Below are 20314 nucleotides of genomic sequence, written 5' to 3' on the forward strand. Positions count from 1 at the left end.
TTTAGTTGTGACAAAGTAAATGAGATGCTTACTTTTATAGTTCATTTGAAAATGAATAATGGAAGAGAAAAACTTTGTTTTCGTAACATCCTTATTATGCGAGCCTTCCAGAGCAAAGATCGTATGGAATTTATTGGATGGGAGGGCCTATACAGCCAGTGAGTTGGCCTTGGTTTCCGATTTGTCCCCCAGTGCAGTGAGCAACCATTTGTCCAAACTATTGCAGGGAGGGATTCTTCGGGTAGATACGCAAGGAAGGCATCGCTACTACTCTTTCGCCAATACAAATATTGCCTATGCCGTTGAGGCGTTGGCAAATTTGGCCAATGGAGAATTAACGGCTAAAACTAATGGTGTGTCCCCTAAAAAAAGAATTCAATATTGTAGGAGTTGTTATGATCATCTCGCTGGTTTTATAGGGGTGACCATCACAGAAGCTTTAGAGAAACGGCAGTATCTTTTAAAATCTGGAAAGGAATATCGGGTTACGAAAGAAGGGTGGCAATGGTTCTCCCAATTTGGAATTGATCAAGAAGAAATGATAAAACATCGTAGGCCTTTAACGCGGCAATGCCTTGATTGGTCCGAACGCAAGCCACACTTAGCAGGGTATTTGGGGGCCATTTTTTTTAAAAAAATGCTGGAAAATTGTTGGTTCAAAAAAGTTGAATTTTCAAGGGAGCTTGTCATCACCTCAAAGGGGAGGACATCGCTATATGATTTTTTAGGGATTGTTTTAGAGTAGTCCAACGCATCCCATGTCGTACCTTTTTTTGATACAAAAAAAGATGACAGCCGCCTTATTATTTTTATTGGAGTTGTTGGATTTCTGTTTCCAGTTCCTGCACTAAGGATTCCCCAATATCACGCAACTTTACATATAGTTCCAACATATAACTATCGGTGCGCAAGGCCCAAAGAATGGTTTGTTTAAATTCTAAATCATGTATCAATTGATCGTAATCCAAAGGTTCTAAGGCATACCCTTTCAAATTAAATTTTTGAATGATCAGCGGTTTCATATTATTGATATAGTGCTCATAATGCTGCCTCTCATTGGTTTGGATTTTTTCATACTCAAAATCATAGTAGAGCGATATTTTTAATCGAATACTATCGTTGGTTATGGTTTCCAACCCCCTGGATTTTAAAGTTTCATAAGGACCGATATTTGACAAAAATGTGGTGACGCCCTGCATATAGGGGAGATGGTACTTTAGGGTATCGCTTAAAGGAAGCTCTCCATCGATATGTTCCAGTATGAGTTCGTAGAGGTATACCCTTTTGCCAAATCCAGAAATATTCTCATTGATATCCACTAGATCTTGGCGAATGGCATTTTTTATTTCTTGGATGGACTTTAATTCTGTTTTGTTGGATTTCTGTGTCTCGTTCCAATTGTTAAACCAAATGGCCATGGTGATTCCTAAAAATATTAAGAGCAATTCCCCTATGGCATATTTCCAGTTAATTTCTTTGAGCGCTTTTTTCAAAATTTGAATTCAGTTTAATTATTCTCTTGGATTTTAGGGCATCTTTTTGGAACCGTAACATTGTCCATACCCAAATCATGCCTATACCGGATTAAAAGTAGGGAATATTCCTTTAGGTCAAAGCATTGAAATTTATGTAGTGCTCTTTTTAGGGGAATGTATTAAAATTAGAACAGAAGGTAGCACCAAGGCCCAAAAACCAGATAAAGGTAGCGCAGTGGCTCCTAGAATAGTTGAAGCCAATAACCACCAACCCAAGCTTCGGGGAACTTGAAGCCCTTCTTTTTCCAGATATCCAATGGCGAATCCGAACATCAAAAATACCAATCCGGTAAACGTAAACCAAAGTGCTCGGCCTCTGGTATCGCCCTCTGCAGTATTCAGCCAACCTTCGGATAACATCCCACCAAAGACAGAGGAAAATTTAACAAGGCCTAGGAGGAGGTGTAGTACACCAATTATCAGGATGATGATACCTATTTTGTTTTTCATTTTTTGTTTCTTTTGGCTTTGTAATATGATTTTTTGGCGATATATAGGGTTTTCTGGACCTCGCAATAGATCGTGGATTTGTTTTTGTTGGTGAGTACTGTGGTCTTTACAATTTCAATTTCATTCTCTTGCTGCACACGCTCCTGGATTTCCTTAATTTCCTCAACCGTATATAAAAAATCGGCATAAAGATGTTCTTTTGCCGGTCGTTTAAATCGGATGGTGGCCGATTTGTCCCAAACCACATATTCTTCTCCAATAATATTGATCAGTTGAACCATTGGAATGGGATCTACAGCAGAGAACATACTACCTCCAAAGATAGAATTGACGTAATTCTTATTTTTCCAACTGATCGGGATTTTTACGCTTACCTCAAATAAATTTTCGGAAGCAGAGATCACTCTACCCGTACTTCTTCGGTACATAGGCGAAAAATTAAACCCATACTTAAAAAATTTGTGTTTGGGAATGTATTTTGTGCCGATGGCCGTAATTTTCTGATAGAAAGACATCTTCGTAGTTTTAGTATGGAACACCGCTGTTTTTCGAAAGTATGAAATGTAGGAACTATATTTTAGACGCTACCGTCTAATGGGGCGCTTTGTTTTTGAAGGCCTGGACCATTTCCCTTAATTGCAGGAAGTAGGTATTTAACCAATCCCGATCTAACTGTGCTTCGGTTATCTGCAAAAAGAAGTTGTCTACACTCAGTTTTAATACAAGACGGGCCAAATAAGAGTTGTTTTTCAATTCCAACATGTTTTTCCATACCTCCATGATTGCAGTGCCGGCCACCGCATTGGTCTTGTGCAAATAATGTTCAAATTCAGGTTTTTGTCTGTGGATTCTGAGTTGCCTGTTAAATAAAAGATGGGTTTTGTTATCTAGGAGTATTGCCGTTAAATCTTCCAATGTGATCGCCTTTTCCAAGGCATTGGCCATGGCACAAATCTGCGTTAAATGATACTGTAGCAATTCTTCTTGAAGAATCTCTATGGTTGCAAAAAAATGATAGAAAGAAGATTTATTTTTTCCTATCGTCTTTGCCAATCGTTCTACACGCATCTCGCCTGGGCCTTGAGAGGCGAAAAAATGATACCCTTCCTCAATCCAAATTTTTCCGTTATCGGTCATTCAAGTTTTTTATAACAGTTCCCTTTAATCAATTTTAGTCTCCAATGCGCTGCTTTTGTATTTAAACAAAATTGTTTTCTTCCTTACCGGAAATGAGTTGCTGATAGAGTTCATGTGCACTTCGCTCTACCCAACATTTCGCAAGTCGATTATCCCGAATGGTCCAAATGGCTATACCGGTAAAAGAAATCAATTGCTGATCCGCTTGAAGGCCAAAAAGCCCATTGTTTTTCCCGGAACAGTTCCACCTGGAAACCACTTTATCTCCGTTTTCATTGAAAAAAAGATCAATATTCTCTGTTTTTGCATCCAGCAACTGTTTTTGAAATTCGCTGATCCAATTTTTAAATACAGATCTTCCTATAAGTGTCTTTCCGGCAGTAGTAATGGAATAGTCCTCGGTCATTAACTCATCTATGGCGTCCAGTTCATGTGGGCTATGCCAGACACGTTCAAAGAATTCCAATACCAATTTTTCCGGAATGGGCCTTGTGACAGGTTTAGCGTGTTGTTCCATAACGTATTTATGCTGCGGTTTTTAGAATATAGGAGTCTGTGGCTCCCTTATATTTAACTGTTGTCCGTGATCTTTTTAATTTTTCCAAGGTCAAATTCAAATTCTGATACCCCTTTTAGTTCCAGTAGATCTCCGGCTTTCATGCCATTGGGAAGGTCAATGGCCAAAACGGCTTGATAATCGATTTCAATGCTCACATGAGACTCCTTAAAACGCCAAGATAGTATACGTTGTTTGCGTTGGGTGAAATAGTGTTTGGAGGCCTCTGCTTGTTCCTTAAACTCCTGGATTCCCTTGGTTCGCAGATCTACTTTTCCATTGGTGGTATTCTCAAAAATTACCTCTGAATCTAGATTTTTCAACATCCCTTCTACGTCAAATGCATTGTATGAGGTAATATAGTGTTCAATGATTTGCTGTTGTTCTTCTTTCATAAGGCTTTCCATCTGTTCGTACTTCTTAACTTCTAAAATACGCAATCTCGGAAAGATATTCGTCTGTTTCGATCTTTATATAGCGCTCTTCTTACCCGGGGTATACAAACAATGAAAGGAGCACTTTGGATTTGAAATTAACTTTTGAGGTACCAATCCCTGGCATTGGTATAAAAGATGCGTTCTTGCTCAATCGCATTGAAATTCTCTTGGATACGTTGGATATCCTCAATCCTAAAGGGAGTTTTCGCCCTTGTAGAAGGCAAGTCGGTTCCAAACATTAATGCATGGGGATTGATATCATAAATTTTCCGCATAACGGGTATGGGGTCAAATTCAATTCTTCCAAATCCCGTTGCTTTGATTTTAATCCCTTTTTCGGCCCAACGATAGAGATTTAAAAGGCCTTTTTTTGAAAGGCCTAAGTGATCAATTGAAAACTTTGGGATTTTGACCAAAATAGCCTGCAAGTCCTCAATGGCTGTACTATCCATGTAGAGTTCTGTATGCCAGTTATAGTCATGAAATAATCTATTGGACAGCTCAACCATATTTTGAATGCGCTCAGAACCTCCACGTTTGAGATTAAACCGTACAGCCGCGATATTGGCCTTGTTCAATCTGTCCAATTCCTTTGGCGGCATTTCCAAAGAAATATTGGCCACGCCATAGTAATTCTTGCCAAGTTTGTCCAAAGCAGCGATTAAGTATTCTTGGTCAAATTTTTGAAATGAACCGGAAACAACAGCGCCTCCTACAATCTTAAGCCCTTTTGTGGCTTCTAGGTAGTTTGGAATAGTGAACTTGGGGGGTAGGTATCCATTATTTTCAAATAGGGGATAGGTGGGATCTATAATGTGGAAATGTGAATCGAATAGTTTCATTTTTCAAAGTAAAGCCTTTAGGTCTTAAGAAGGCTATCGTTATTTCTTTAGAATACTTAGATAATTTATCCAAGGGCCAACTTCCTCTGTATATTGTTTGGCCATAGTTCTTGAGATTTGTCCAATATGTCCTAAATCGTTTACGGTCCAGGTGGCAATGAGTTGCGCTAAGGTAACTAGGCCAAATTCTGGGTGAATTCCCGTTAGTGCCAAGTCACTTTCGGTAATTTTCAAGGATTTCAAGGCGTTCAGGTTTTGAAATCTCAGTTCCCGGAAGTGTTGAAGTAATTCTGAAATAGGTTTGCTTTGGTCTTCCTGAAATTGCGCAAATCGATCAAAAGGCTGGAAGGATTTACTCCCTTTCCCATTTAAAATGACCTTGATCCGAACCATCCAATCTGTTTTTTCACCAAAAATGAGATGCCCCACAACATCATAAGGGCTCCACGTATCTTTCCCTTCATTTTGTTTGAGCCATTCATCAGATAGACCTAATAGGTAAGCTTCCAGAACAGCAGGTGTTCGCTCTAAAATTTTTATGGATTTGCCAAGTTCAAATTGCATTTGTTCTAAAATTAATAGGGATGGATATCAAGGCGTACTACGCAACGCTAAAATAGGATCTTAAAGAAATCCTTTCTTATGGGGTGGACTTGCCATTGTAATGTTCAATTTTTCTTTCCTCATGGATATCGCCAATATGATAATGGGCAACAATTTCTTGGATCAGATTGTTTTTTGCGTAATACCATTCACTGACATCCAAGCTGAAATCGGTTCCTTGTCTGGCGGTATAGCGAACGCAGGCCTTTTGGGGTTCATAAAGCGCATCGTGAATTTCAAAAACATAGCCTAAGAATTTATCTTTATTTGCCTCTACGATATCTGTATAGGCCTTTTTGCCTTCGATAGTGCCAAAAGGACTCGTGTGTTTAAAATTTTCAGCGATGGGAAGGCCAAGAAAATCTCCTTGCTTCCATTTGTCAAACCAGGTCGACACCAATACTTTTATGCTCATTTCTTGTTTCATAAGGTTCGTATGCTCTATAAGGGGTGCACTACAATCAGAGGAGCACTGAATGCCATTCCTTCAATATGCCTAGATTTTAATTTTTAATCCGTTGTTGTCCCAATTTAATATGTTTTTTTGAGATAGCCTGTTTTGATTAAGGTCTTTTTAAGGCGTTTTGCGGTTTCTGTAAAGGAAGAAATTCAGCATTTTTAAGATATCCTAGCATTGTTGTTAAGGACCTATTTCGTTTAACCAATCCGTTATGGCCTCCAAAAAACCTGGGGAACGGATCCAAGGGAGTGCATTATCTTGAAATTCATAAAAACCCCCTGTTTTACAGCGGAAAAGATTGTGATTGCAATCCGGGAAAGATTGTATGCTCAATGCTGTATTTTTAGCAAGAGTCCTTGCATATAACGCCTTGGTTTTTTTCCAGTCCACATTCCTATCTTTTTCTCCGAACAGGGCTAATACGGGACATTTTATATTGGATAGAAGGGCCTCAAAGTCTTGAATATAGATTTGGAGTCCGCTAGCCTCGTCAAGTGTTTCTTGCATAAAGGTTTTTTGATAGGCATAATAATCCGGGGCCGTAATAGTGGTATTATTTCGAAATCGCTTGAAAAAAGTATTGTTTCTAAGATTTTTGGTGGCGTTCATATACGTTTCAAAACTTGCACCAGAATGTGATAATCTCGCTCCTGCTTTCAATTCATTGCTCAAAAGGCGAATAGAATCCTTTGGAGTGCCATTGATTTCTAGGTTTTGTTCCAATAAATAATTGAAATTTTCCTTATCATCCACACCGCTGACAGAAATCCAAAACTTAATGTCTTTATATTGGTTGATTACGATAGGATTGATCCATCCTGCCCTGCTAATGCCCCAGAGACCAATTTCTTGGGAACCGGCTATGTTTTTGTTTTTTAAAGTATTGATTGCAGCAATAACCTCTAAGGCACTATTTTGAACAGATTGATTGTAATCAAAGGTGCCTCCGCTCTTGCCACAGCCCATTTTGTCCCACATATAGGTGGCATAGCCTGCCTTTAAGATAGCCTGTCGCACATCGAGGTGTAGTTCTTGCGCAATGGCATCGGTACGTCCCGAGCCATGGACCAGTAATACGATACCCCTAGGGCTTTTGCTTTCAGGGATATTTAATATGCCGTTCAGCTGTACGCCCTCAAATTCAAAGTCCAAGATGCGTCTTTCACTTTGGGCCATGGCTTTGCATCCAATGAGAAGTAGGCATAGGATGCTAAGATATTTTTGTACAATGCTTGTTGCGGTATTTGCGCTGTGGAACCTCATATTCAATTTGATTATTTTGTAGTACCTGTAGAAGTTACTTTGCCAATAATGCTTCCAGTTTTTTTCTGGAAAAATCTTGGTCAGGATCTATTTTCAATGCTTTTTTATACCATTGAATGGCTAAAGCAATACTGTCCATGGCGCTGTAGGCATCCGCAACACTATCGGGCCACCCGGCATCTTCAGGTTCCAATTCTACATTAAACGTAAACAGTTCAAGTGCCTTTTGGGGCCGATTTCTATCGAGCAACCAATAGCCCAATTCATCGATATAATTCCCCGATACAATATACTGCTGAGGCGATTTTTGTTTCTCGGAAAAATAAATTTCTTTGGTTTTGGCAATACCCTCTTCTAGTATGTGGTTTTTGAGTTTTAGGTGAATCGGTGCCCGCCATGAAATGGAATCATTAAAGATACTGTTGGCTAAAATCACCCCTGAAGCCTGATTGGACCAGAAGTAATCGGTATTGGCCATCATTACGATAGCTGATTTTTTCTCGGGAACAAATCCAAAGAACGTACTATATCCGGTATCTCCGCCTTGATGAAATACGACTGTATTTTCATGTAAACTACCCAAAAACCAACTTAAGCCAATACTTCTTCTATCATTGATCTTGAGCTGGGAACTGGTGAGGAGGTCATAGGAGCTTTCCTTATAAATTCTTTTTTCATTAATAATACCTTTGTTGAGGTTCATCTTTGCCCATAACAACATATCCTCTACATTGGAATGCAGGGTAGAACTTCCGGCATGTATTCTGTTATAAGGATAAATTTTGCTCACTCTAGGTTGAAGATCTTCTCCGATAATATGAGGTTTGGTTGCCCACTTTTTAGGGACGTCCGGTTTTATGAACGTACTATTTTTCATGCCTATAGGCTCAAAAATATAAATCCACATATAGTCTTCGAAGGTCATTCCTGAAACCTTGGAGATGAGATCGCATAAAATATCAAAAGCGGCATTGCTGTAATTGAATTTTTCCCCTGGTGAAAAATCGAGTTTTACCGAACCAAAGCTTCTGGCATATCGTTCTGCAGCTCCCTCATCGTATTGTGGTTTGTCCCATTCGTAGTCCTCTACATCGGGGATACCTGAGGAATGATTTAGCATATGGCGTATGGTGATATCTTTATAACGTTCATCGGCCATTGTGAAATAAGGCAAATAATGTATCAATCTTTCATCCAAATCAATTTTTCCCTGTTCCATAAGTTGCACTATGGCGGTAGCCACAAAAGGCTTGGAAACAGAAGCCATGTGAAATAGGGATTTTGTAGATAAGGAATCTTTAATATCCAACCCTTGAACGCCATGGGCTTTCGTATAAACGACTTCGCCATTTTTGATGACACCTACGGCCAGGCCAGGAACGTCAAAAGATGTTTTTTGTTGAAGGACTAGCTTGTTAATTTCCGGGTCTTCGGGAGTGGAAACCGTCTCTGTAGTTTTTTGTTGACAACTTAGAAGGGCGATTAGAATGAAAGTACTGAGGATATTTTTCATCTGAATTCGTATTAGGTGGTTAATAGAATGATGAAAAATTATATGCGCTGTTACACTAATTCCGATTTATTTTGGGCAAAAGATGAGCGATCCTATTCAAGGAGGCCTTACTTTATGATTTGATGTATATGATGTTCTAAATGGTCCACATAATCCTTAAGCAAAAATCATGGATTCGAAAGTCTACCATTGGGGAATACGATGTTGTAATTTATGGTGTTTTCAGATTGGGCTTTCAGGATATGTTTAATCCTAAGTTTATTTTTTCTGAAAGAAAAATTCCGGTCTCCTAAGATAAGTTGCAAAAATTACCCCAAGGACAACGAGCGCCGCTACTTCAAAAGGTTTTCCTTTATACAGGTGTATAAAAACAATACAGCTCATATAGCAGGACAGGATAGTGGTTCCCCAAATTAGGGTTTTGGGATAGAGAAATAAGGCCGTAGCGATCAAGAGAATGATGCCTACGGTTGACATTACAATATCGTTGCTAATAATTTTATCCATCTGATCCGAACGAAATATTTTCCCAATACCATTTTGAATATAAATCATGGATAGCACCACAGAGGGCAACCAAATCAATATTTTCTGTATTTTATTTTTCATCTACTATGCTTGTTTTTCAATGGTAAATAAGTTTATTTTTTCATTTCTACCCCTTAGTTTGGTTTCTCCCAATACTTTTGGTCTAAACGCTTCCCCGCCGTCCAGCTCTTGAATTAGCCTTTCGGAAACCAGTACGTCTACTCCATAGGTATTGCAAAGCCCTTGTATCCTGGCTGTTGTATTTAAAACATCACCAGAAAAGATAATTTCTTTTTTGATGACTCCAATTTCGCCCGTGGTCACTTTGCCAAAATGGATACCGGCTTTAAAAGTGGGGGTCACTTCATATTTGGATTGGTATTTTGGTGCCCTATGGGCCAGTGCTGCTTTCATGGCAAAAAAACAATTCAAACAGTTAGGGGCAAAACCTTTTTTGAGTTTCCAGGTTACCACAACTTCATCCCCAACATATTGATAAATTTCCCCGCCATATTGTATGATGGCATCCGATAAGTCCTTGTAATATTCGGTTAGCATCTTGAAATACTGTACATGCCCAAGTTGTTCTGCAATAGTGGTGGAGGATTTCATGTCAAGAAACATAAAGACTCGTTCTTCCTCAATAGGCTGATGATATTTTCCGGTAAAAAAATTAAGCAATACGGCTTGGCCTATATTATCACTTACTTCATTATAAAACAGACAGAGTACAACGGCCATGGAAAAATATAGCAGTATTGTCCAGAAAGCAAAATCAGAAAAAAATAAAATAAAATTATCCCATACCTCTTTATCTAGGGGGCTGACGCCTAACTCATACGCATTGGTCAAGGTTATGATGATAAGCAAAGCTATAGTTATGATGAAAAGGTAAACAACTGTTTTAAAAATTATTTTTTTGCCCAGACTTCCTTTTTGAAAACGTTTGCTGAGGAACAATACTTCAAAAACACCAATAAACAAGCCTAAGATCAGCGATATTATTGCAGGAACAATGAACTCAAAATTATAAGGGTTTCCTGTTGAAGGATAGATAGGGTAATCACCTAAAATTCCCTTTTCAAGTAAGGAATACATTATGCTAAATGCCAAAGAGATGAGGCCAAAAGGAACAATTTGTAAAAATATTCTCTTGTGTTTGGGTGATAGCATAGTTTTCATTTTCACCTAACAGACCTATGTGGTTTGTTATATTTGGTTGCATAACGAATTTAGGAAATAAAATGGTTGTTTTCTTGAGTTCCAAACTGTTTAGAGTGAAAACAGGAGCGAACAAGTGAAAGAAGAGGGTTATACAGTATATTGTCCTTCTCCTAGAACAACCTTTATGCATAAAATTGGGTATCAGGGGGTTGGGTGAAAACTAAAGCAAGGCACTTCATTTTTGGCTATTTTCAAATATCAAAATATGTATCTTTAGTTTTTATCTTAGAATCATGCGCAAACATATCAGTACACTTTTTGCTGTTTTCATAGGCCTGTCACTCTACGCAAATTCAGGAAAAGTAATACTTTCTGGACAAGTACAGCAACCTGCCGCTTCTTCCATAATGATTACCTATTTGGACAATCAGGAATTGATCTCAGCAGAACTCAATGCCAATGGGAACTTTAAGATGTCTGCGGACATAGAAGAAGGGTATTACCTTCTTGAATACGGTCGGAATACGGCCTATCTCTACCTCTATCCTCAAGACGAATTTAAGATTGTTTTCAATGCAAAAGATTTTGAAAATACACTTGTCTATAGTGGCAAAGGGGCTTTGCGAAATAATTACCTTGCAAAAAAAGCCATAATGGATACTGAACTGACCAAAGATTTGGAAGCCTTTTATGCTACGGATGAGGCGGTGTATCTTAAAAATATTGAAGGGGTTAAAAATGCACATTTAACGGCCTTGTCCAAATACGATGTTCCACAATTCTTCAGGAAAGCAGAGCAGAAATCCTTGGAATATGAGCGTCTTCTGAGCATTCAAAATTACAAGTCCAATATTAAATTTTATCTTGGGAAAGAGATTGCCCCATCGGCTAAATTTTATCAACCTATTGCAAACTTGGGTTATAGTGATGCAGATTACAAGAAACAGCCGTATTACCGTTATTTGATGAATTCTATTTGGAGTAAACGGATCGATGCTGCCCCGGATGTGGACAGGATGCTCAACGTGTTACGAAAGGTGCCCTCGGAAGCTCTGGCCATTACTCTTATCAATGGATGCTATTCCAAAATATCTTCCCATAAGGAGCGGGCAGCGGATTATTTGAACCTTATTAAAAGGGTAACTACCTATCAACCTTTTATTGAAGCAGCAGAGCAGCAATATAAAGAAGTAATGCATGCCAAAGGGTTAAGGAAAGGTGATGCTTCCCCAGGATTTCGTTATGAATCCATCGATGGAAAAATAGTCAGTTTAAGTGACCTTAAAGGAAAGTATGTCTACATTGATGTGTGGACTACCTGGTGCGCCCCTTGCATTAAGCAAATACCTTATTTAAAGGAATTGGAAGAACATTATAAAGGCAAAAATATTGTTTTTGTGAGTATCTCCGTCGATAAAGAAGAAGTAAAACCTACTTGGAAACAGATGGTCAAAGAGAAACAACTTGGTGGACTTCAACTGTTTGCAGATAAGTCTTTTGACAGTGCATTTATGAATGCCTTTGCGGTGAATTCCATCCCGCGATTTATAGTAATAGATCCTGAAGGTAAGATTGTGAATCCGGTTGCACCCCGTCCTTCCTTTGAAAAGACCAAGACCCTGTTAAATACATTGTTGCAGTAAGGAACTGGGATAGTGCCAACAAAAATAGGATGTGCATTTTTGTTGGCATATCATTTATGTGGCTATCCTATTCTGTGACCCTGTCGTAGCTATTTTTTTCATGCACCGCTTCACTGAGGTACTGTACAAATTCGTATTGGTTGCCATCGGTATCCGCAAAATAATCTCTGATTCTAAATTGTTCTACCTGTTTTGGATAGTCTCTTTGATAACCTGCGCGCAATAAATCACGGGCAATATGTGCTACATCTTCTACGACAAAGCCTAGATGGTTTATTCCTATTTTGTCATAGTTTTTATTGGTTTTCAATGCATTCTCCTTAGCTTGGTTAAGTGCCACATAGGTATTGTCATCCCCAAGATGGACCCACTCCCGCATATCGTTTCCGCCTCCTCTTATCCTAAAATGTGGAAACGCAGTTTGGAAAAACCGAATGGCTTCTTGTAAATCACTTACCGTAATGTTTGCATGTTCCAAGTATATTGCTTGTACCTTCATAATATTCAATTTTTAGTTCGGTACAAAGGTCAGTAGTAATGAGAGGCGAGAAAACGGACTTATGTACGGAATTAAGGCTGTACTTTAGTACAGGTGATAAAGAAAATGGATTAAATACCTAAAAACCCTCGCTTTAGGCTAATATCTACCGCTTCGGTACGATTCTCTGCATTGAGTTTGGAAAGTATGGCGCTAACATGAAATTTAACCGTACGCTCGGTGATGAAAAGGCGTTTGCCGATCTGATCATTGGTAAGTCCTTGCTTGATAAGGGTAATGACTTCCAATTCCCGTTTTGTGAGGGGCAATTCTGGATAGTGAAATGCATTCTCCTTCCGAGGAGCCTCCTTCTGTTCCGCCGTTTCTTGATGTAAAAGTGACAACTGTTTTTTAAGGTCTGTAGCCCTTTCCATTGCCTCTTGCAAATTTTTTTTGCTGCTATTTTCAGTATCAAGACAAGCAATTAAGGCTTCTATTTTTGGAAGAAAGACGCGCTCCAAAATACCAGAAATAGGTGTGGTGACGTGGTTGTTTTTGCTGTAATGGGAATGCTGCAATCGGGTACGCTGAATAGCGGTTCCTATCAATTCACTGACCGTGTTGAGAATGGTCAATTCCTTTTCATCCAACTGCCGGGTTTCTTCGCTCAATAAATTCATAAGCCCCACTTTTTGACCGTTGACGATAATCGGGATTACGGCATGAAATTTAAGGCCTTTGGTGCCCGCACTGATGTCTTTAAGGCGTGAGCAGCTAATTTCACTGATATTCATTGCCTCGTCCATATCGTCAGATAGGTATTGCTTTATGCAATAGCACCAGCCCGATAATCGTTCGGGATGATTGCTCAAAGCAGGGGGCAGATTATGGGAAGCCGCTAGATAAACCGATTTGTTATCGGGTTCAGTAAGCCAGAACCACGCAGTCTCTACCTCCAGCATTTCTGCGGTCATTTCTAAAGATTTACGAAGGGTGGAATGTAATGAAAACTCCTTGTTCAGGTGACTTGCGATTCCATATAAATGCGAAAAATAATTGGTGTCGTTCATGATGAAGCACTAAATTATAGAAAAATAGCAGAGCGGAGGTTTTTAATAAGTATAAAATTAAAAGCTTTCCCGTCTATTTAAGATCTTGACATTCTAATAGTTTATCGATCATATAGCTAATACGGAAGGCTTATTTCTACGCCTTTGTACGTGCCATTATTTTTTTTCGATGGGCCAATCCCCAATCTCTCATAGTTTCGATGACGGTATCCAAAGATTTTCCATATGGGGTGAGGCTATATTTTACCGAAACAGGGATGGTATCAAAAACTTCTCTATTGACCAGACCATTTATTTCAAGATCTTTTAGCTCTTTGGATAGCATTCTTGGGGTAATTCCTTCAATTTGCCGTTCTAGTTCCTTAAATCTATGATTTTTAAAAGAGAGCGCTATGATAATGGGCAATTTCCATTTTCCCCCGATCAGGTCAATAACATCCCGAACGGGAAGAATAAATGTTTTGCATTCCGTAACGGTATATGCTTTTTTTTTGGATTCCATTCGCAGTAATATGAGTGGGTTACTATACTAAAGTATACCAGTATACTTTGGTATATCAGTATACATAGTATAGCTAAATTACTATAAATTTGTTGTCATTATTAAAAATTGCGATAAGAAATGAAAAAAACGCTCATTGTAAGTTATACACCAAGGATAGACTCCAACACCAAAAAACTAGTAGATCATTTTGTAGCCAGGAATGCTTCAAAAACAGACATTACGCTTCTTGAGTTATCCGAAGAAGCGCCTGATCTACTCTTAAAGGAAAATTTGAACCTATATGTCCAGAGAAATTTTGCGGGCCTGGAATTAAATGAGCAGCAGCAGCATGTCCTGGCCAAGAACGACAAGATGCGCGATCAATTGTTGGATGCAGACTTTATCGTTCTGGCGAGCCCGATATATAATATGTCGGTTCCTGCAACGGTAAAAGCTTGGATCGATGCCATAATACAGGCAGGAGAAACTTTTGAGTCCACGGCAACTGGAATAATGGGATTATGCGAAAATAAGAAGGCCTTGGTGTTAATGACAAGTGGAAGTGATTTCGCCATTGAACCCTTAAAGAGTGTCAATTTTGCCACCACTTTGGCCAGTGCTTGCTTAGGCTTGATCGGAATTCCTTCGGAAACCATAACGGCCTTTGGTTTCCAACAATATGCCCATAAATCTGAGAAAATGATAGCCCATGCAAAAAAGGAGATTGATGCTTTAAGTGAAAAATGGTATTAACTATCCGAAGTGAAATTTTGAAGGGTATAATGCACCCTCCCCACGAACATTTCTTCTTACCGTTAACAAATCTAGTTCATGATGTCCATTTGAGTTATTGCAATTCGGCTTCCACTCTGGACAAATTCAACCCCTTGACCATTAGCCATAGAGGAAGAATTAATTGAACAAGTCCTATGGGAAGAAGCATATTCATGCTGATGCTATTTCCCAAAATTGAACACAATAGTTCCGTAAACATGAGGATTACGGCTATTATTCCAAAAATAGAAATTACTCTTGGAATTAATTTGGAGACGTATAGAATGTAATATAAGGTAGCAAGGGAAAAACAAGAAAGGAGTAAACTCAAGTAATGCGTCCACCAATGTTTTTCATAAAATACGTTCCCTAAGGTATCAAACATCACTGTATTGCCCGTTTCATTTTTAGTGTATTCCTGACTTAATTCCAACAGGGATATTACGCTGCTATTGTCAATTGATATGGCAATAAAGCCGACGATACTAAAAGCAAAATATAAAAATGCCAAAGTACTGTTGTAGTTTTTAAAAATTGGTAACAATAGCGCTGCGATAATAATGGACAAGATACCGCTGGTATATAACAGTAAAATCGATGCGATGATTTCTTGTGAATGGGTAGCAGTGCTTTTCAGAAAGTTATCCGCAAATAACACAGGTCCCTGTAAAAGTTGATAGACGATAATGCCGGTTACGAAGATGAGTAGAAAGAGCAGTCCTACCAGTCTTCCTGTTTTTTTGTTTGATTTCATAGTTTGGTTGATTGGGGATAAGACGGGATACGTTATAGAATGTTACAAAAATGCATGAATTTTAGTGTATGCCTAATGCTTCTGTAAAACCTTCATGCTCAGATTTTATGCCTTACTTTTTGGTTTGAAGGCTCCATCTTTCTACACTATTTTTTAATCTTATTTGTGATTATTTTTGATTCCCCTATACGTTCTCTCCAATAGATGATAGCAAAACCTAAAACTATAAACGGAATGCTCAGGATTTGTCCCATGTTTATGGCTAAAGCATCTTCAAATCCAACCTGATTTTCCTTGAAGAATTCTATGAAGAACCGAGTTGCAAAAAGTAGAATCAATAGGGTTCCCACCAAAAGCCCATTTTTATGTTCTATTTTTCTCGACCTATAGATCAATAGTAAAATAACAAAAATCGAAAAATAGGAAAAAGCCTCATAGATCTGCGTTGGATGACGTGGAATAAGGTCGTCCCGTTCAAAAACAAAGCCCCAATTTCCATTGGTGGGTTTTCCGTAAACTTCGGAATTCATAAGATTGCCAATCCGAATAAAGGCGGCCGTAACTGCTCCTCCAATGGCAACCCTATCCAATATCCATAATAAGTTTGTTTTGGTTTTTCGTGCATAAACCAATATTCCAATGATAACGCCAATAACCCCACCATGACTAGCAAGTCCTTGAAATCCAATAAACTGAAAAGATTCACCTATTTTTTTTATCGGTAAAACAATTTCAAGTGGATTTTGAAAATAATATTCAGGTTCATAAAAAAAGCAATGCCCCAGTCTTGCACCTAAAAATGCCCCAATAAAAATATACATGCTTAGCTTTTCCAGGTTTTCAAATGGAATATTTTCCTTTTTATAGATCTGCTTTACAATAACATATCCCAAACCAAGCCCTAACATCCAGCAAAGTCCGTAATATCGCAGCGGAAAAGTGTTCAGTATGGTGAAAATTTCAGGATCAACATTCCAATTAATAATTCCGTTCGTCATAAGGATCTGCTCTGGTTCAATTTTTCAACTAGCCAAGATAATTAATTTATAGAAGAGTAAAGGCAATAGAATAGCGATTCCTATACACCCCATGAATATTCAGAGTTTGTCAAAGTATATTCGCCAAGCACCTATTGAATGAGAGGTAGAAACCCACCATAAGCCATTCGTTCGGCATTAAAAACCATTTTGGATGGGTCCATCAAGGGAACAATTAAATCGTTCATTCTGGGATCTGCAGATACCTGTTTATTGGCAAGGTCACGTGTTTCTTTAGAAGCAAATACCACCCACCCAAATACTACGACCTCATGCTCTTTTGCCCCGATACATTCGGGAAAAGAACGTGTGCCTTCCAAGTGTAGATCCTCGCCCACATATTCAAAATACTCAAGCGCACCATATTCCTTCCAGATTTGGGCAACGGCTTCCGCTGCGCGCTTGTATTCGTCCAAGTGTTTTTCTGGAATTGGGAGGACGAACCCATCGATATAATTAGCCATGTTTTCTTTTTTTTGGTTTTGCTTAAAATCTGTTTTTCAGACGACTAAGCGTTTTTTGTGCCTAACTAAGATACGATTTTGCAAGAAATTAGTTTCGATAAAACAAGTCTTTCCTATCTATTTGATTGCGCCCTTACCTAAGGCGCTGTTGATACCTATGAAAGTCGTCAGTATTATGTTCTACCACAATACTTAAGTTTTATATATTTGGTTTTTTATAAAATTAACCAATCAAACCATGAAAAGACACATTATACTACTTTTTACCCTTCTTATTGGTGTATCCCTTAAAAGTCAGGAAGTAAAGGAAATTTCTAGAAACTGGACTTCCTTTGCCCAATCTTTAGAGGTTACCGCAGATTCTTTGAAGAAATTTAGAGTTGTTGCCCATGCAAAAGTGGAAACGAGTGATGAAGAAGCTTGGGCCGGAGTTTGGGCAAGGGTAGATAATAAACCTGAGCAAGGACGGGGTTTTTTTGATAATATGGGGAACAGGCCCATAAAATCCGATACATGGAATTCATATACTGTTGAAGGTTTTATTGATTCAAAATCGGAAAAACTGGTTTTTGGGGGGATTTGTTCCAATAACGGTAAATTTTTCTTTGATAATTTTGAACTCTATATCCAAGATGATACCGGAGAATATCAACCGGTAACAATTGAGAATCCCAGTTTTGAAACCAAAGTGGCCAATGCTGTTATTCCGGGATGGAATCCTGGTATTTCCAGAGGAGAAATCATTTCAATTAAAGAATTTACAACCACTAGTAATGAAGATCGTGTAGATGGAGATTTTTCGGTTTTGATAGAAGGTAAAGGAATATCAAAAAATACAGGAGATCTTGAAGCTATCCTTCCTCATATAGGCATAGGGATAAGCCTGTTATTCATTTTAATCGTAATCTTTTCATTTATGACCTATGCCTCTTCTCCTGAAGATGACAAATGGTCTGGATTTTCACGTATTGGATTTAGATTCTCAAGTATCTATTTCTTGCTGATTATCTTTTTCCAAAACAATGGAGCGTATCCGTTTTTTGAATACATAGCAAGAAAGCCAACCGAGTTGATGCAAAAATTTGCCCCTTGGTTCGGCAAGCAGATTATAGGCATTCCATATAATATCCGTACGGGCCCCAATGGTAGTGGGGATACTACCTATGATTATTTGGTCATATGTATCATTTTTATCGTCGCGATAGTAGGTACTTTAATTTGGTCTATTTTGGACAGAAATCGTCCAAATTATAAGAAATTATATTATTGGCTGACTATGGGCATCCGGTATTATGTAGGGTTGATGCTTATTAGTTATGGTATGGTAAAGGTGATTCAATTGCAATTTCCCGCGCCTTATTTTGATCGACTTTTACAACCTTATGGGGAATCTTCCCCAATGGGATTGGCATGGACATTTTTAGGGTTTTCTGAAGGCTATAATATGTTCATGGGCATTGCTGAGGTTTTGGCGGGATTATTATTATTTAGAAGAACCTTGACTTTTGGCGCAATTATTACTTTAATGACGGCCATGAACGTCATGGCAGTGAATTATTTTTACGATGTTCCTGTGAAGATACTGTCCACACATTTGGTGATCATGACCTTATTTCTTTTATCTCGGGATATTAAGAAGGTGTTATTATTTTTAGTGACAAATAAACCCGTTGAACGCCTAACGACCATCCAACGCCCTCAACTTAAAAAAGGGATTCATATTGGGATGAATGTCGTAAAAGGTTTGGTAATTGCCTATGCTTTAGGGTACGGTTTTTATTCTGCTTTGGAAGCAAGAAAATTATATGGCACAGATGTACCCAAACCTGTATTGTATGGGGTCTATGAAGTCACAAATTATGTCGTCAATGGAGATACATTGACCCATTACATGAGCGATAAACGTTGGAAAAACATAAGGTTTGAACGGGAAGGAAGGGCACAAGTACGTAAAATGAACGAACAAGATGTTTATTTTAATATTGTGGTAGATTCTACAGCACAGGTGATTAAATTTTCGCCTACCGATGGTTCTGGTCAATTTGATTTTAAGTATACTAAAACGGAGCATACTTTGGATTTCAATTATATTTACGAAAATGATACCATCATAGGTCAAACGAAGCGATTCGGTAAAGAAGATTTCTTATTGACCAATAGAGGTTTTCATTGGATCAATGAATTTCCTAATAATAGGTAGTGGCAAATTTTAAACTAAAAAAGCTCAGGTCTGGAGGTTATCCTGTGGTCATTTAAATATTGGAATCAATATAGATACTCCAGGTTCCATTGGCTTGTTTTTTCCATATAAGGATGTATTTTCCACGATAACTTCCGCTGCATTGTCCAATTTCAAAGGCATAGTTGGCATTGATTATTTCTAATTTGAGAGGGTGCAGGTTTAAGGAATATGTTGTATTGTTCATATAATCATACGCCTTGATCAGGTCTTCTCTTCCCTTCACAATGGGTTTGTGATTAAAATACATGGTATGGGGACTGTAAAGTTGTTCCACTAGGTTTCTGGCGTTGTGGGCATTACAAAGTTCTATCCACAATTTTCGTCGTTTAGCGATAGCGGTAGTATCAGGGGTAATAGCGGTTGGATGGCGTTCTTGGGTAAATTCAAATATTCTGCCTTTCTTTTCATCCTTTGCACTCCAAATGAGAAGTTGAACGTATTCCTTGGTATTCACTGTTTTGTAGGTAATGATGTCATAGTGAATAGCACGCTCTGTATTTGCCTCAAGACTGAATAAGGATTGTATGAAGGTAATTTTGTTTTGATGATTTTTATAATATTGCGCTATTTGGGGAACCCCATTGAGGATACTATCGGGTGAAATGATCTTAACGGCATCTGCCGCATAGGAATTTTCTAGCGCATCATCATCCTGCTTGTTTATCGCTTTGGTCCATAGGTCAAGATGGTCGGGAATCTTTTGGACTGCTGAAGACTCTGTTAGTGAATTCGATTGTTGTTCATTTTTAGGCTCTTTTTGTTTACATCCTAGGAGGATTAGTACAACCAATACAAAGCATGTTGTTTTTAATTTTTCTGAAGAAAGACGAATAAATGTTACCCGCTGTTGAAGCCCCCTTTGTGATGAACAATACATGAT

At 38.4% G+C, this 20314-nt stretch carries 24 protein-coding genes; 4 read left to right on the forward strand and 20 right to left on the reverse strand.

Annotated features, from left to right (window positions below):
- The first annotated feature begins 58 nt into the window (after positions 1-58).
- Entirely contained in the window at positions 59-745 is a 687-nt protein-coding gene (locus ACEXOE_RS21835) for an ArsR/SmtB family transcription factor (RefSeq protein WP_394750997.1), read from the forward strand.
- 64 nt (positions 746-809) lie between these two features.
- Here ACEXOE_RS21835 and ACEXOE_RS21840 read toward each other — a convergent pair whose 3' ends face one another.
- The 13 genes from ACEXOE_RS21840 to ACEXOE_RS21900 all read right to left on the reverse strand — a co-directional run bounded on the left by ACEXOE_RS21840 (position 810) and on the right by ACEXOE_RS21900 (position 10497).
- Entirely contained in the window at positions 810-1493 is a 684-nt protein-coding gene (locus tag ACEXOE_RS21840; RefSeq protein WP_394750998.1) for a DUF6090 family protein, read from the reverse strand.
- A gap of 132 nt (positions 1494-1625) precedes the next feature.
- Entirely contained in the window at positions 1626-1985 is a 360-nt protein-coding gene (locus ACEXOE_RS21845; protein WP_394750999.1) for a DUF6463 family protein, read from the reverse strand.
- A complete protein-coding gene (locus tag ACEXOE_RS21850; protein WP_394751000.1) occupies positions 1982-2500 on the reverse strand; it encodes a DUF4442 domain-containing protein in 519 nt (172 codons plus the stop codon). The genes ACEXOE_RS21845 and ACEXOE_RS21850 overlap by 4 nt, the downstream gene beginning before the upstream one ends.
- 76 nt (positions 2501-2576) lie before the next feature.
- Positions 2577-3122 (reverse strand): TetR/AcrR family transcriptional regulator, encoded by a 546-nt coding sequence (locus ACEXOE_RS21855; RefSeq protein ID WP_394751001.1) that lies wholly within the window; start codon positions 3120-3122, stop codon positions 2577-2579.
- Positions 3123-3183: 61 nt separating this feature from the next.
- On the reverse strand, positions 3184-3639 hold the full coding sequence (locus ACEXOE_RS21860) for an ester cyclase (RefSeq protein WP_394751002.1): 456 nt from the start codon (positions 3637-3639) through the stop codon (positions 3184-3186).
- A 53-nt stretch (positions 3640-3692) separates the two neighbouring features.
- Entirely contained in the window at positions 3693-4085 is a 393-nt protein-coding gene (locus ACEXOE_RS21865; protein ID WP_394751003.1) for a nuclear transport factor 2-like protein, read from the reverse strand.
- A 125-nt stretch (positions 4086-4210) separates the two neighbouring features.
- Entirely contained in the window at positions 4211-4957 is a 747-nt protein-coding gene (locus tag ACEXOE_RS21870) for an amidohydrolase family protein (RefSeq protein WP_394751004.1), read from the reverse strand.
- Between the two features lie 39 nt (positions 4958-4996).
- Complete coding sequence (locus ACEXOE_RS21875; RefSeq protein ID WP_394751005.1) at positions 4997-5521, reverse strand: DinB family protein; 525 nt, start codon at positions 5519-5521, stop codon at positions 4997-4999.
- Between the two features lie 76 nt (positions 5522-5597).
- Complete coding sequence (locus ACEXOE_RS21880) at positions 5598-5987, reverse strand: nuclear transport factor 2 family protein (RefSeq protein ID WP_394751006.1); 390 nt, start codon at positions 5985-5987, stop codon at positions 5598-5600.
- Positions 5988-6200: 213 nt separating this feature from the next.
- A complete protein-coding gene (locus tag ACEXOE_RS21885) occupies positions 6201-7283 on the reverse strand; it encodes an alpha/beta hydrolase family protein (protein WP_394751007.1) in 1083 nt (360 codons plus the stop codon).
- 34 nt (positions 7284-7317) lie between these two features.
- Positions 7318-8796, reverse strand: coding sequence for a serine hydrolase (locus tag ACEXOE_RS21890; protein ID WP_394751008.1), 1479 nt, complete (start codon positions 8794-8796; stop codon positions 7318-7320).
- A gap of 258 nt (positions 8797-9054) precedes the next feature.
- Positions 9055-9405: a hypothetical protein gene (locus tag ACEXOE_RS21895; RefSeq protein ID WP_394751009.1), complete on the reverse strand. Its 351-nt coding sequence runs from the start codon at positions 9403-9405 to the stop codon at positions 9055-9057.
- A 3-nt stretch (positions 9406-9408) separates the two neighbouring features.
- Entirely contained in the window at positions 9409-10497 is a 1089-nt protein-coding gene (locus tag ACEXOE_RS21900; RefSeq protein ID WP_394751010.1) for an adenylate/guanylate cyclase domain-containing protein, read from the reverse strand.
- A 284-nt stretch (positions 10498-10781) separates the two neighbouring features.
- Here ACEXOE_RS21900 and ACEXOE_RS21905 point away from each other — a divergent pair, with 284 nt between their 5' ends.
- Positions 10782-12131, forward strand: a complete 1350-nt coding sequence (locus tag ACEXOE_RS21905; protein ID WP_394751011.1) for a TlpA family protein disulfide reductase — start codon at positions 10782-10784, stop codon at positions 12129-12131.
- Positions 12132-12198: 67 nt separating this feature from the next.
- Here ACEXOE_RS21905 and ACEXOE_RS21910 read toward each other — a convergent pair whose 3' ends face one another.
- The 3 genes from ACEXOE_RS21910 to ACEXOE_RS21920 form a co-directional block, all read right to left on the reverse strand.
- Positions 12199-12630: a VOC family protein gene (locus ACEXOE_RS21910; RefSeq protein ID WP_394751012.1), complete on the reverse strand. Its 432-nt coding sequence runs from the start codon at positions 12628-12630 to the stop codon at positions 12199-12201.
- Positions 12631-12740: 110 nt separating this feature from the next.
- Positions 12741-13679, reverse strand: a complete 939-nt coding sequence (locus tag ACEXOE_RS21915; protein WP_394751013.1) for a LuxR C-terminal-related transcriptional regulator — start codon at positions 13677-13679, stop codon at positions 12741-12743.
- A 136-nt stretch (positions 13680-13815) separates the two neighbouring features.
- Complete coding sequence (locus tag ACEXOE_RS21920; RefSeq protein WP_394751014.1) at positions 13816-14181, reverse strand: winged helix-turn-helix transcriptional regulator; 366 nt, start codon at positions 14179-14181, stop codon at positions 13816-13818.
- 120 nt (positions 14182-14301) lie between these two features.
- On the opposite strand from ACEXOE_RS21920, the gene ACEXOE_RS21925 reads away from it, so the two are divergent.
- Positions 14302-14916 carry an FMN-dependent NADH-azoreductase gene (locus ACEXOE_RS21925; RefSeq protein ID WP_394751015.1) on the forward strand — a complete coding sequence of 205 codons (615 nt, stop codon included), beginning with the start codon at positions 14302-14304 and terminating at the stop codon, positions 14914-14916.
- Between the two features lie 94 nt (positions 14917-15010).
- Here ACEXOE_RS21925 and ACEXOE_RS21930 read toward each other — a convergent pair whose 3' ends face one another.
- The 3 genes from ACEXOE_RS21930 to ACEXOE_RS21940 form a co-directional block, all read right to left on the reverse strand.
- A complete protein-coding gene (locus ACEXOE_RS21930; protein ID WP_394751016.1) occupies positions 15011-15691 on the reverse strand; it encodes a DUF4386 domain-containing protein in 681 nt (226 codons plus the stop codon).
- A 146-nt stretch (positions 15692-15837) separates the two neighbouring features.
- On the reverse strand, positions 15838-16689 hold the full coding sequence (lgt, locus tag ACEXOE_RS21935) for a prolipoprotein diacylglyceryl transferase (RefSeq protein WP_394751017.1): 852 nt from the start codon (positions 16687-16689) through the stop codon (positions 15838-15840).
- Positions 16690-16820: 131 nt separating this feature from the next.
- On the reverse strand, positions 16821-17192 hold the full coding sequence (locus tag ACEXOE_RS21940; RefSeq protein ID WP_394751018.1) for a DUF1428 domain-containing protein: 372 nt from the start codon (positions 17190-17192) through the stop codon (positions 16821-16823).
- A 238-nt stretch (positions 17193-17430) separates the two neighbouring features.
- Here ACEXOE_RS21940 and ACEXOE_RS21945 point away from each other — a divergent pair, with 238 nt between their 5' ends.
- The gene (locus ACEXOE_RS21945) at positions 17431-19392 is read left to right on the forward strand and encodes a hypothetical protein (protein WP_394751019.1); all 1962 of its coding nucleotides are present in this window, start codon (positions 17431-17433) and stop codon (positions 19390-19392) included.
- Positions 19393-19444: 52 nt separating this feature from the next.
- Here ACEXOE_RS21945 and ACEXOE_RS21950 read toward each other — a convergent pair whose 3' ends face one another.
- Positions 19445-20311 (reverse strand): Cif family virulence factor, encoded by an 867-nt coding sequence (locus ACEXOE_RS21950; protein WP_394751020.1) that lies wholly within the window; start codon positions 20309-20311, stop codon positions 19445-19447.
- Positions 20312-20314 lie beyond the last annotated feature (3 nt).

It is taken from the genome of Spongiimicrobium salis (assembly GCF_043678055.1).
GTDB lineage: Bacteria > Bacteroidota > Bacteroidia > Flavobacteriales > Flavobacteriaceae > Spongiimicrobium > Spongiimicrobium salis.

What these genes read in the sequence shown, in the direction of transcription:
- ACEXOE_RS21845 (WP_394750999.1), bottom strand. Translation starts at nt 1,985, where the DNA reads ATGAAAAACAAAATAGGTATCATCATCCTGATAATTGGTGTACTACAC.
- ACEXOE_RS21855 (WP_394751001.1), bottom strand. Translation starts at nt 3,122, where the DNA reads ATGACCGATAACGGAAAAATTTGGATTGAGGAAGGGTATCATTTTTTC.
- ACEXOE_RS21865 (WP_394751003.1), bottom strand. Translation starts at nt 4,085, where the DNA reads ATGGAAAGCCTTATGAAAGAAGAACAACAGCAAATCATTGAACACTAT.
- ACEXOE_RS21900 (WP_394751010.1), bottom strand. Translation starts at nt 10,497, where the DNA reads ATGCTATCACCCAAACACAAGAGAATATTTTTACAAATTGTTCCTTTT.
- ACEXOE_RS21850 (WP_394751000.1), bottom strand. Translation starts at nt 2,500, where the DNA reads ATGTCTTTCTATCAGAAAATTACGGCCATCGGCACAAAATACATTCCC.
- ACEXOE_RS21875 (WP_394751005.1), bottom strand. Translation starts at nt 5,521, where the DNA reads ATGCAATTTGAACTTGGCAAATCCATAAAAATTTTAGAGCGAACACCT.
- ACEXOE_RS21885 (WP_394751007.1), bottom strand. Translation starts at nt 7,283, where the DNA reads ATGAGGTTCCACAGCGCAAATACCGCAACAAGCATTGTACAAAAATAT.
- ACEXOE_RS21930 (WP_394751016.1), bottom strand. Translation starts at nt 15,691, where the DNA reads ATGAAATCAAACAAAAAAACAGGAAGACTGGTAGGACTGCTCTTTCTA.
- ACEXOE_RS21905 (WP_394751011.1), top strand. Translation starts at nt 10,782, where the DNA reads ATGCGCAAACATATCAGTACACTTTTTGCTGTTTTCATAGGCCTGTCA.
- ACEXOE_RS21915 (WP_394751013.1), bottom strand. Translation starts at nt 13,679, where the DNA reads ATGAACGACACCAATTATTTTTCGCATTTATATGGAATCGCAAGTCAC.
- ACEXOE_RS21895 (WP_394751009.1), bottom strand. Translation starts at nt 9,405, where the DNA reads ATGAAAAATAAAATACAGAAAATATTGATTTGGTTGCCCTCTGTGGTG.
- ACEXOE_RS21940 (WP_394751018.1), bottom strand. Translation starts at nt 17,192, where the DNA reads ATGGCTAATTATATCGATGGGTTCGTCCTCCCAATTCCAGAAAAACAC.
- ACEXOE_RS21890 (WP_394751008.1), bottom strand. Translation starts at nt 8,796, where the DNA reads ATGAAAAATATCCTCAGTACTTTCATTCTAATCGCCCTTCTAAGTTGT.
- ACEXOE_RS21880 (WP_394751006.1), bottom strand. Translation starts at nt 5,987, where the DNA reads ATGAAACAAGAAATGAGCATAAAAGTATTGGTGTCGACCTGGTTTGAC.
- ACEXOE_RS21945 (WP_394751019.1), top strand. Translation starts at nt 17,431, where the DNA reads ATGAAAAGACACATTATACTACTTTTTACCCTTCTTATTGGTGTATCC.
- lgt (WP_394751017.1), bottom strand. Translation starts at nt 16,689, where the DNA reads ATGACGAACGGAATTATTAATTGGAATGTTGATCCTGAAATTTTCACC.
- ACEXOE_RS21950 (WP_394751020.1), bottom strand. Translation starts at nt 20,311, where the DNA reads ATGTATTGTTCATCACAAAGGGGGCTTCAACAGCGGGTAACATTTATT.
- ACEXOE_RS21835 (WP_394750997.1), top strand. Translation starts at nt 59, where the DNA reads ATGGAAGAGAAAAACTTTGTTTTCGTAACATCCTTATTATGCGAGCCT.
- ACEXOE_RS21920 (WP_394751014.1), bottom strand. Translation starts at nt 14,181, where the DNA reads ATGGAATCCAAAAAAAAAGCATATACCGTTACGGAATGCAAAACATTT.
- ACEXOE_RS21860 (WP_394751002.1), bottom strand. Translation starts at nt 3,639, where the DNA reads ATGGAACAACACGCTAAACCTGTCACAAGGCCCATTCCGGAAAAATTG.
- ACEXOE_RS21870 (WP_394751004.1), bottom strand. Translation starts at nt 4,957, where the DNA reads ATGAAACTATTCGATTCACATTTCCACATTATAGATCCCACCTATCCC.
- ACEXOE_RS21925 (WP_394751015.1), top strand. Translation starts at nt 14,302, where the DNA reads ATGAAAAAAACGCTCATTGTAAGTTATACACCAAGGATAGACTCCAAC.
- ACEXOE_RS21910 (WP_394751012.1), bottom strand. Translation starts at nt 12,630, where the DNA reads ATGAAGGTACAAGCAATATACTTGGAACATGCAAACATTACGGTAAGT.